We start from the raw sequence: 8,999 nt of genomic DNA, 5'->3' as shown, positions 1-8,999 counted from the left end.
GACCAGGTCGCAGCGGCTGGCCCCTCCCCGGGCCTCAGGTCCGTAGCTCTGAGTCTGGGTGACCTCGTAGCCGTGGTCCAGGGCCAGGGCCTGCCCCATGATGCGACCCAGGGTCAGTATGCCCTGCCCGCCGAGCCCGGACAAGCGGACTTCGAATCTGTCCAGATGCAGGTCGTTTGTCATCAGCGTTCTCCTCTGAGGTTACGGCGCATCCGGGCGTATTTTTCTTCAAGTCCTTCGCAGTCCCTTTTTTCGAAGATGCCCGTGGCGATGGCCTTTTCCTGCTTTTCCGGAGACATCTCCTTGAATTTTTCCAGAGGGGTGGAGCTTTTCTGCAGCCATTTGTACATATCCACACAGCTCTTAAACTTGTTTTTGCGCCCGTACTGGGTATGGCAGGGGCTGATGATTTCCACCAGCCCGAAGCCGGGATGCAGGACGGCCTCAGAGATCATGGAGTCCATGGTTTTGGCCTGCATCACTGTGGTGCGGGCCACGAAACTTGCGCCGCAGACCTTGGTCACCCTGGAGATGTCGAATTCCTCCTCGAGCTGGCCGAAGGGCGTGGTGGTGGAAAAGCTGCCCATGGGAGTGGTGCAGGAACTCTGTCCCCCGGTCATACCGTAGATATGGTTGTTGAGTACCAGGGCGGTGACGCCGATGTTGCGCCTGGCTGCGTGGATGAGGTGGTTGCCCCCGATGGACAGGGCATCTCCGTCGCCCATGATCACTATGACCTTGAGCCTGGGGTTGGCCAGCTTGATGCCGGTGGCGAATGTCAGGGCCCGACCGTGGGTGGTGTGGATGGTGTTGAAATCCACATAGACCGGGATTCTGCCGGAGCATCCTATACCTGCCACCAGGACCACGTCGTCCTTTGCCAGCCCCAGGGAGTGAATGGAGCGGATAAGCGAGCCCAGGACAATGCCATGCCCGCAGCCGGGGCAGAATACATGGGGAAATCTCTTGGAGTGCCTGAGGTAATTGTGAACGAGCTGGGTTACTTTGGCCATGGTCTCAACCTTTTTGTATTTTGCCCAGGATTTGAGCCGGGGTGATGATCTGTCCGTCCACCCTGTTCAGGGTAAGTATCTTGCTCTGCCCGTTGTTGACGCGCTTGATCTCGCGCGATATCTGCCCCATATTCATTTCCGGTACCAGGATGCTGCTGCATTGTCGCAGCATCTTTTCCACTGCTGGCCTGGGAAAGGGAAACAGGGTCTTGAGCTTGAGAAGGCCGGCTCTGATGCCTCGCTCCCGGGCCTGCTGCACCGCCAGGGCAGCGGACCTGGCCACGCAACCGTAGGCCACTACGCATACCTCAGCGTCCTCGCACATGATTTCATCCACCATCTGGATGTCGTAGAAAAACTGGTCTATCTTGCGAAACAGCCGATGCATTATCTGCTCCACTTCCCTGGGATTTGAAGTGGGGTATCCGTGGTCATCGTGGATAAGGCCGGTAACATGATAGCGGTAGCCCGACCCCAGAGGAGGCATGGAAGCCACCCCGCGCATGTTGTCCTCGTAGGGCATGTACCATTCCGGAGGCATGCTGGGAGTAAGTCTGGAAAAGATGTTCAACTCATCAGGGTCTGGAAGCCTGATCTTTTCTCTGGTATGGGCGGTGATCTCATCCAGAAGCAGGATAACCGGAGTGCGGTACTTTTCGGCATAGTTGAATGCAGTGACAGTCATCTCCAGGCACTCCTGGACATCGCAGGCTGAAAGCACGATTATCGGGTGGTCCCCGTGAGTGCCCCACCTGGCCTGCTGTACGTCTCCCTGGGCCGGGTTGGTGGGCATGCCGGTACTTGGACCGGAACGCATGACATTGACCAGCACCAGGGGCACCTCGGTGATGCAGGCATAGCCGATATGCTCCTGCATCAGGGAAAAGCCCGGACCTGAGGTGGCGGTCATGGCCTTACGCCCGGCCAGGGAAGCTCCTATGACCGCTCCCAGGCCGGCTATTTCATCCTCCATCTGGATGAACACCCCGCCTCGAAGGTGCGGCAGCCTGTTGGCCATTTCTTCGGCTATCTCTGTCGAGGGAGTGATGGGATAGCCGGCATAAAAGGTGCAACCCGCCAGCAGGGCACCTTCCACCACTGCTTCGTTGCCCAGGGCAAAAATCTCTGTGAACTTGTTTTTGCGTGATTTGGAGGCCATTTCAAACCTGCTTATTTAGTAATCATTCAGGGGGAAGATACCGGGCCGAGGACAGTCCCCGCGACACTTTTCCTGCACAAACACTAAAAGTACAGACGCGAAATATTGTGAAGCTGCACAATTATTACTTAGCGGGGGACAGTCCTCAGGCCTTGTGCCATTATTCATCATTGAGGACCCCCTGAGAGGACCCCCTGAATGGTGACCTTATTAATTTATCTGGACAGTCAAAAGTTTTTTTTGTAACCATTTATTTTTATTAGCTTTTTTGGCAGCTCAACATGTCTTTCGGGCCAGACCAGATATCTATCTAAATTTATTGACTTTATTTTTTTCAACCAGGAACGAAGAACCAGGAACTTTGAACTCTCAAGTTATTTATGTTGCCGAGCTTACTTGGAGTTGCTGTTTCTTATCTTATGCAGTTCTTCCCGGGTGGCGGGTGCAACGTCTTCAATGTTAGCCTCAAAGGGGGTACGCTCATCTCTGGGATAGACCATGATGGCGAAATCGGGGCAATGTATCTCACAGAATCCGCAGTTGATGCACTCATCCTCCTGATCCACCCGAACCTTGTTCTGCTTGTCCACACTCAGGACACTGGATGGGCAAAAGGTTGCGCATATGCCGCATCCTTTGCACCAGTCCCGGAATACCTTGACCCTGCTTTCTCCTTTTTTGCTGGCCATAGTTTATCCTTGTGAATTGATTAATAGCATGGTAGGTTAAAATATTATGCTAAGGCGGGCTATGCCCGCAACCCATTTTTTTTCACGCGTATCTGTTTAGAGCTGTTAAGGAAAGCAGGGGACAGGCACTCCGGGACCCACTTGAGCATCATTTTGTGCTCAAAATGACTCGATTTCTGGGACAAGTGGGTCCCGGAAGAGCCAGTTCCCATGCGACATGCAAAGCGCTGAACAGATACATGTTATATAATCGCCGGTTGGCTGTATCGCCTGTTGCAGTCAATCAATCAAGCACCGGTTCATACTCCAATGTTTATTTATTTACAACACCATGCAGAACAAAAAAAAATTTGTACAGGATATCAAGGCCGGGCAGCAGGTTGAAGACCTTTTCATGGTTATCAGGGCCAGGCAGGCTCAGGCCAGAAACGGCCCTTACTGGCAGTTGACCCTGCAGGACAGAAGCGGAGAGATTCAGGCCCGCATCTGGAACCCCTTGAGCCGCAATTTTCAGGATATCCCCGAGGAACAGCTGGTGCATATCAGGGCGAATTCACAGGTTTTCGGGGAGCAGGTACAGCTCAATATTGAAGAAATGCAGTTTGTGGATGAGGCAGAGGCTGACCCGGGACTATTTCTGCCGGTTTCAGACATCCCCCCGGAAGAACTGCACCAGAACCTGCTATTATTTCTGCACCAGAATATCTCTTACCCGGCCTGGAAAAAGCTGATAAAAAAGGTACTTTCCCAAGAAGATATCAAAAAGGCCCTTTTAAAGGCCCCGGCCGCCAAAAGTATCCACCATGCCTACATGGGGGGACTCCTTGAACATACCCTGAGCGTAAGCCGAATCTGCAACCAGGTCTGCGATCTTTACCCGGACCTGGACCGTGATATACTCCTGTCTGCTGCAGCTGTTCATGACCTGGGAAAGGCCAGGGAGATCCTGCCCGGGGCAAGCAGGGAGTATTCCGACCAGGGCAAGCTCCTGGGACATATATTCCTGGGCCTGGATATGCTGGAGCCTTTCCTGGACAAGGCCAAAGAGCTTAATGCTGATCTCATTATGCATTTTAAGCATATAATCATAAGCCACCACGGAGAACTGGAGTTCGGCTCTCCCAAAAGGCCCAAGACCAGGGAGGCTTTTGTGCTGCATTTTGCAGACAACCTGGACGCCAAGATCAAGACACTGGAACAGGCTCTGGGAGGGGGACAGGCAGCTGAAGAAACAGCAGGAACCTGGTCGGACTACCAGAGGTCCCTGGGCAGATATGTATTTCAGCCTGAAAGGACCCCCAGGCCCGGAACCGCCAGCGTCCAGACCACCAGAAAGGAAGGACGGTGTTTATTACCTTTGAAGGAATAGAGGGCTGCGGCAAGTCCACGCAGGCAAGGCATCTCAAGGATTACCTGGAAGGCAATGGACGGGAAGTGCTGCTGACCCTTGAGCCGGGGGGAAGCAGGCTTGGAAAGGAACTGCGTAAGATGCTTCTTTCCCTGGAAAACAACGATCTTACCAGGGAGGCGGAACTTTTTCTGTACCTGGCTGACCGGACCCAGCACGTGCAGCAGGTAATCCGCCCGGCCCTTCATACAGGCAAAACCGTGATTTCGGATCGCTTCATAGATTCAACTGTGGCATACCAGGGGTTCGGCCGGGAGATGCATGTACAGACCCTGCAGAACATGAACAGGGTCGCAGTTGACGGGACATGGCCTGATCTGACCTTCCTGCTGGACCTGTCCCCGGAAACAGGACTTAGACGTGCTCTGGAGAGGAACATGGTACAAAATATCACCAGTTCCGAGGGGCGATTTGAGGCCGAGGCCCTGGATTTTCACATCAGGGTCAGGTTAGGATACCTGGAGCTGGCCTCTCAGGAGCCACAAAGAATAGTGGTCCTGGATGCTGCAGAGGACCAGGACACCGTGTTTGACAGGGTTAGAAACAGAGTAAATGAATATATGGAGAATTTATAAAAAAAGTGTTGACAACCGGCGATGCAAAGTTTATTTTGTTCTTTCAAGAGGGCGGATAGCTCAGTTGGGAGAGCATCGGCCTTACAAGCCGGGGGTCACAGGTTCGAGCCCTGTTCCGCCCACCATGATGCGGGGCCGTAGTTAAGCTGGTTATAACGCCGGCCTGTCACGCCGGAGGCCGCGAGTTCGAGTCTCGTCGGCCCCGCCACAAGAAAATCATAGGCCGGGATTTGCTTTCCCCGGCCTTTTTTTTGGATAATTGCACAGAATATTCCAACCCGTGACAGTCACCCCGTTTTTTTCGAGTTTTATATGCTGACCTACCTGTTCTATATTTCAATAATTCTGCTCATAACATATTTTGTTGTGTATTACTTAAGCGGTCTCTATTTCAAAGCCAAAAAACAGCTGAGACAGAGAAAAGATATCAGCTATTTTGAAGAAGAAGTCAGAAGACTTGAGGTAGAGTACAACAAAGAGCACTTCAACTCCCTTGATTCTCAGCATAAAAAAGAATTGGAAGACAGACTGCAAAGATACAGGGAAACCCTGAATTATTTGAAAAATTCCCCTTAGCACTACAGCGAAACATATCACTACAACGACACTTTGTGTAAATTATCGTCTCGGCCACCGGGGACAGGCACTTTTGCCGACCTCAAACCGTAAAACGACCGGACTATCCGGCGGAGTGTCTGTCCCCTGCTTTCCTTAAAAGCGCTGAACAGATACGCGTTTGTCATTTTTTTTGTGCAGGAAGTGCAGGAAAGGTGTTGCGGGGACTGTCCCCTGGCCGGTTCCGGCACCCTCTGAATGCTTACTTTTCAGGAATCAGGTAAAATATGTTATCACTTATCTGGATTTTCTGATAACAGATAACAGATAACAGATTACAGATCACAACTTCTGAAGCGGGCAGCTGACCATGCCCTGGAGATGGGGTTGACTATGAAAATTGAGCTGATCAATAAACTGAACTCCGGTGAAGCCAGGATAGGCATAATCGGGCTGGGTTACGTGGGCTTGCCTCTGGCCCTTCGTTATCTGGAAGTGGGATACCCGGTACTTGGCCTGGATATTGATCCGAAAAAAGTTGAAAGTATCAAGGCGGGTGAGAGCTATATAAGACATATCCCCTCCAGGCCTTTGAAGCAAGCCGTGCAGCAGGGGCGACTGGAGGCTTCATTGGATTTTTCCAGGGCTGGGGAGGCGGATGCCCTGATATTGTGTGTTCCGACGCCCCTGGATAAACACCGCGAGCCGGATCTTACCTACGTGATAAACTCCCTGGAGGAAATCCTCCCTGTCATGCGGCCCGGCCAGGTGGTTTCCCTGGAGTCCACCACCTATCCCGGCACCACGGATGAAGAACTGTGCCCCCGCATAGAGTCCGCTGGGCTTAGAATCGGCCGGGATGTCTTTTTGGTCTATTCTCCAGAGCGCGAAGACCCTGGGAATCCGGGGTTCAATACCAGGAATATACCCAAGGTCTGCGGAGGCATCACCCGGGACTGCCTGGAGACCGGCATGGCCCTGTACGGCCGGGTTATTGACCAGTTGGTGCCGGTATCTTCCACCAGGACAGCAGAAGCGGTCAAGCTCATGGAGAACATTTTCAGAAGCGTAAATATTGCCTTAGTGAACGAGATGAAAACAGCCTTCATGAAAATGGGCATTGATATATTCGAGGTGATCCGGGCCGCCTCCACCAAGCCCTTCGGGTACATGCCCTTTTATCCGGGACCGGGCCTGGGAGGGCACTGCATCCCTATTGACCCCTTCTACCTTACCTGGAAGGCCAGGGAGTACGATGTGGCCACGCGTTTTATCGAGCTGGCAGGAGAGATCAACACTTCCATGCCCTATTTCGTGGTGCAAAGGGTCATGGAGGTGTTGAACGAGTTTGATAAGTCCTTGAAAGGATCAAGGATATTGATCCTGGGACTGGCTTACAAACCAGACGTGGATGACGACCGGGAGTCGCCAACCTACAAGATAATGCAGCTGCTGGAAAATAAAGGGGCGGATGTTTATTATAATGATCCTTTTGTGCCGGTTATCAAGCCCTCCAGAGAATATGCCCATTATGCAGGGCGCAAATCAGTGCAGGTTTCCGGGGAGTTTGACCTGGTTATTCTTTGTACCGCGCACAGGGATTACCGGGATCTGGATCCCTCCAGCCTGAATGTTCCGGTCCTGGATACCCGGGGTTTTTTTGCTGATTCGCCCGGCAAGGTCTTCAGGGCCTGAAACTTTTAACCGGAGGAGGAAATGGACACGTCGGAAGAGGAGATAAAGGCGCCAAAAATTCGTATCAGGGAAATGGGTATTGATGATCTGGCTCCTGTATTTCATATAGGTGAAGAGGTCTTTACAGCCGAGTTTTCAACCAGCCTTTACCGCACCTGGGACGAATATGAGATTATAAACCTGTTCAGCACTGACAACGAGCTTTGTCTGGTGGCCGAAGTAGACGAACATATCGTTGGTTTTGCCCTGGCCACTACAGTGGAAAAGCCCAGGTCTGCATGGAAGTACGGCTACCTGACCTGGCTGGGGGTGCGCAAGAACATGCAGCACGCCGGAGTGGGCAACCGCCTGTTCAAGGAAATAGTCAGGCGGATGGAGCAGACGGGTGTGCGCATGGTCATTGTGGATACCGCCGGGGATAATGTTTCCGCCATTCGTTTCTTTCAGAAGCAGGGCTTTGACGATATGAAGGAACATGTTTTTTTGAGCATGAACCTCAGTCGCAAAGCCAAAACCAAACCCGGTAAGAAGAAAAGGCCGAAAAGCGGCAGAAAATCCATAGTGCAGAAGAAAAAGACACCAAAGAGATCCAGCTATGCATGAAAGAATAGATCAGGCGCTTCGCAAGATAGATCCCCAGAGGCTTTTATCTGTACTGGTGGAGATGATAGATATTTATTCCCCCTCTGGTAAAGAAAAGGATATCCAGGTTTACCTGGAAGATCGTTTTAGAACCGAAGGTTTTGAGGTGACCCGCCAGGAGGTGGAAGAGGACCGCTTCAACCTCCTTCTTGCAATGGGATCCCAGGAGCCTTTGCTTTACCTGGTGGGGCACGTGGACACCGTTGCGGACTGGGATTTTGAAGAAGAAGGGCCTTATGAACAGGGCGGCATCATCAGGGGGCTGGGCAGCGCCGACATGAAGGGCGGATGTGCGGCCATGGTGGAGACCTGGATGGCCCTGGCCGGCGCATTTGAACCCACAGAACGTCCTCCGGTGGGTCTGGCCCTGGTGGTGGGGGAAGAGGAAAGCGGTGACGGCAGTGAGGTGTTCCTGGAAAACATACGCCCTCCCTGGGTGATCATTGGAGAACCTACAAGCCTGGCAGTTTGCTACTCCCACTACGGATACCTGGAGGCCTTCCTGGAAACCACCGGCCGTAAAAGCCATTCCTCCCTGCCGGAACTGGGACATAATGCCGTGGAGTCCATGCTGAAAATCCTTTTACATCTGGGCAGGCACGAGCTTTTTCAGCAGGAAGCTTCCAACCTTGTGTATTCCATCAGAGAGATGAGTTCTTCCAGGGCGGGCTTTGTTGTGCCGGACCGCTGCGAGACCTGGATTGATCTGCATCTGCGTCCAGGCATGGACCTGAAAAAGCTTAAGACCCTTATTCGCCAAAGGGCCATGGAGGCCCACGATTTTATCCCGGACCTGAACCTGGAGGTCGGGTTTGAATCCTCATATTCAGGATACGACCTGGGCAATGAGCATTTTATGGCCAACCAACTGAACAGGGTATATCATTACCTGGGTGTGCCGTATTACGAGAATATATTTCGCTCTCAGTCAGACGGCAATCTGTTTTACCAGGCAGGTTCCCAACCCGTGATCCTCGGTCCGGGGGCACTGGAGACCGCACATACCCCTGATGAGCATACCAGCCTTGCCGAAGTCACCAGCGCAGCCCGTATCTACACAGCCTTGTGTGCCGGCCTTGAACATGATTATAAAGGCGGATAAATAAATTTCGCTTTATTGATATTAATACATACTATAACATTACAGCGAAACTTATTTATTGACCTCCGGGGACTGGCTCTCCCCGCACTTATTTTTAAAACCTGTCAATCATCCTTCAGAAAAATAAGTGCGGGGGTGCCTGTCCCCAATTTAGACAGGTT

General features: G+C 52.2%; 10 protein-coding genes and 2 tRNA genes. 8 read left to right on the top strand and 4 right to left on the bottom strand.

The features are described from left to right. The 4 genes from QZP87_RS08730 to QZP87_RS08715 all read right to left on the bottom strand — a co-directional run. Positions 1 to 183 (bottom strand): 2-oxoacid:acceptor oxidoreductase family protein (locus QZP87_RS08730; protein ID WP_291322534.1); only part of this gene is annotated, 183 nt, incomplete at its 3' end. Continuing rightward, on the bottom strand, positions 183 to 1,013 hold the full coding sequence (locus QZP87_RS08725; protein ID WP_291322533.1) for a 2-oxoacid:ferredoxin oxidoreductase subunit beta: 831 nt from the start codon (positions 1,011 to 1,013) through the stop codon (positions 183 to 185). The genes QZP87_RS08725 and QZP87_RS08730, both read right to left, overlap by 1 nt. 4 nt (positions 1,014 to 1,017) lie before the next feature. Further along, positions 1,018 to 2,172, bottom strand: coding sequence for a 2-oxoacid:acceptor oxidoreductase subunit alpha (locus QZP87_RS08720; protein ID WP_291322532.1), 1,155 nt, complete (start codon positions 2,170 to 2,172; stop codon positions 1,018 to 1,020). A gap of 392 nt (positions 2,173 to 2,564) precedes the next feature. Beyond that, complete coding sequence (locus QZP87_RS08715; protein WP_291322531.1) at positions 2,565 to 2,861, bottom strand: 4Fe-4S dicluster domain-containing protein; 297 nt, start codon at positions 2,859 to 2,861, stop codon at positions 2,565 to 2,567. A 331-nt stretch (positions 2,862 to 3,192) separates the two neighbouring features. Here QZP87_RS08715 and QZP87_RS08710 point away from each other — a divergent pair, with 331 nt between their 5' ends. The 8 genes from QZP87_RS08710 to QZP87_RS08675 all read left to right on the top strand — a co-directional run bounded on the left by QZP87_RS08710 (position 3,193) and on the right by QZP87_RS08675 (position 8,838). After that, complete coding sequence (locus QZP87_RS08710) at positions 3,193 to 4,230, top strand: HD domain-containing protein (protein ID WP_291322530.1); 1,038 nt, start codon at positions 3,193 to 3,195, stop codon at positions 4,228 to 4,230. Then, positions 4,206 to 4,844, top strand: coding sequence for a dTMP kinase (gene tmk / locus QZP87_RS08705; protein ID WP_291322529.1), 639 nt, complete (start codon positions 4,206 to 4,208; stop codon positions 4,842 to 4,844). The genes QZP87_RS08710 and tmk overlap by 25 nt, the downstream gene beginning before the upstream one ends. Positions 4,845 to 4,893: 49 nt before the next feature. Continuing rightward, positions 4,894 to 4,969 (top strand) — tRNA-Val (locus tag QZP87_RS08700). A 6-nt stretch (positions 4,970 to 4,975) separates the two neighbouring features. Then, positions 4,976 to 5,052: transfer RNA gene (locus QZP87_RS08695), tRNA-Asp, on the top strand. Positions 5,053 to 5,156: 104 nt separating this feature from the next. After that, positions 5,157 to 5,420: a hypothetical protein gene (locus QZP87_RS08690; protein ID WP_291322528.1), complete on the top strand. Its 264-nt coding sequence runs from the start codon at positions 5,157 to 5,159 to the stop codon at positions 5,418 to 5,420. A 372-nt stretch (positions 5,421 to 5,792) separates the two neighbouring features. Further along, a complete protein-coding gene (locus QZP87_RS08685) occupies positions 5,793 to 7,094 on the top strand; it encodes a nucleotide sugar dehydrogenase (protein WP_291322527.1) in 1,302 nt (433 codons plus the stop codon). Positions 7,095 to 7,115: 21 nt separating this feature from the next. Further along, entirely contained in the window at positions 7,116 to 7,697 is a 582-nt protein-coding gene (locus tag QZP87_RS08680) for a GNAT family N-acetyltransferase (protein ID WP_291322526.1), read from the top strand. Beyond that, positions 7,690 to 8,838 carry a M20/M25/M40 family metallo-hydrolase gene (locus QZP87_RS08675; protein WP_291322525.1) on the top strand — a complete coding sequence of 383 codons (1,149 nt, stop codon included), beginning with the start codon at positions 7,690 to 7,692 and terminating at the stop codon, positions 8,836 to 8,838. Before QZP87_RS08680 ends, QZP87_RS08675 begins: the two co-directional genes overlap by 8 nt. Positions 8,839 to 8,999: the final 161 nt, after the last annotated feature.

The sequence above is a fragment of the Desulfonatronospira sp. genome, from assembly GCA_003563255.1.
In the GTDB taxonomy this organism is placed as follows: domain Bacteria; phylum Desulfobacterota; class Desulfovibrionia; order Desulfovibrionales; family Desulfonatronovibrionaceae; genus Desulfonatronospira.
This window is presented reverse-complemented; position numbering and strand designations above follow the sequence as displayed.

Excerpts from the sequence above, each read along its gene's own strand:
- QZP87_RS08725 (WP_291322533.1), bottom strand. The coding sequence starts at position 1,013 with ATGGCCAAAGTAACCCAGCTCGTTCACAATTACCTCAGGCACTCCAAG.
- QZP87_RS08720 (WP_291322532.1), bottom strand. The coding sequence starts at position 2,172 with ATGGCCTCCAAATCACGCAAAAACAAGTTCACAGAGATTTTTGCCCTG.
- QZP87_RS08715 (WP_291322531.1), bottom strand. The coding sequence starts at position 2,861 with ATGGCCAGCAAAAAAGGAGAAAGCAGGGTCAAGGTATTCCGGGACTGG.
- QZP87_RS08710 (WP_291322530.1), top strand. The coding sequence starts at position 3,193 with ATGCAGAACAAAAAAAAATTTGTACAGGATATCAAGGCCGGGCAGCAG.
- QZP87_RS08690 (WP_291322528.1), top strand. The coding sequence starts at position 5,157 with ATGCTGACCTACCTGTTCTATATTTCAATAATTCTGCTCATAACATAT.
- QZP87_RS08685 (WP_291322527.1), top strand. The coding sequence starts at position 5,793 with ATGAAAATTGAGCTGATCAATAAACTGAACTCCGGTGAAGCCAGGATA.
- QZP87_RS08680 (WP_291322526.1), top strand. The coding sequence starts at position 7,116 with ATGGACACGTCGGAAGAGGAGATAAAGGCGCCAAAAATTCGTATCAGG.
- QZP87_RS08675 (WP_291322525.1), top strand. The coding sequence starts at position 7,690 with ATGCATGAAAGAATAGATCAGGCGCTTCGCAAGATAGATCCCCAGAGG.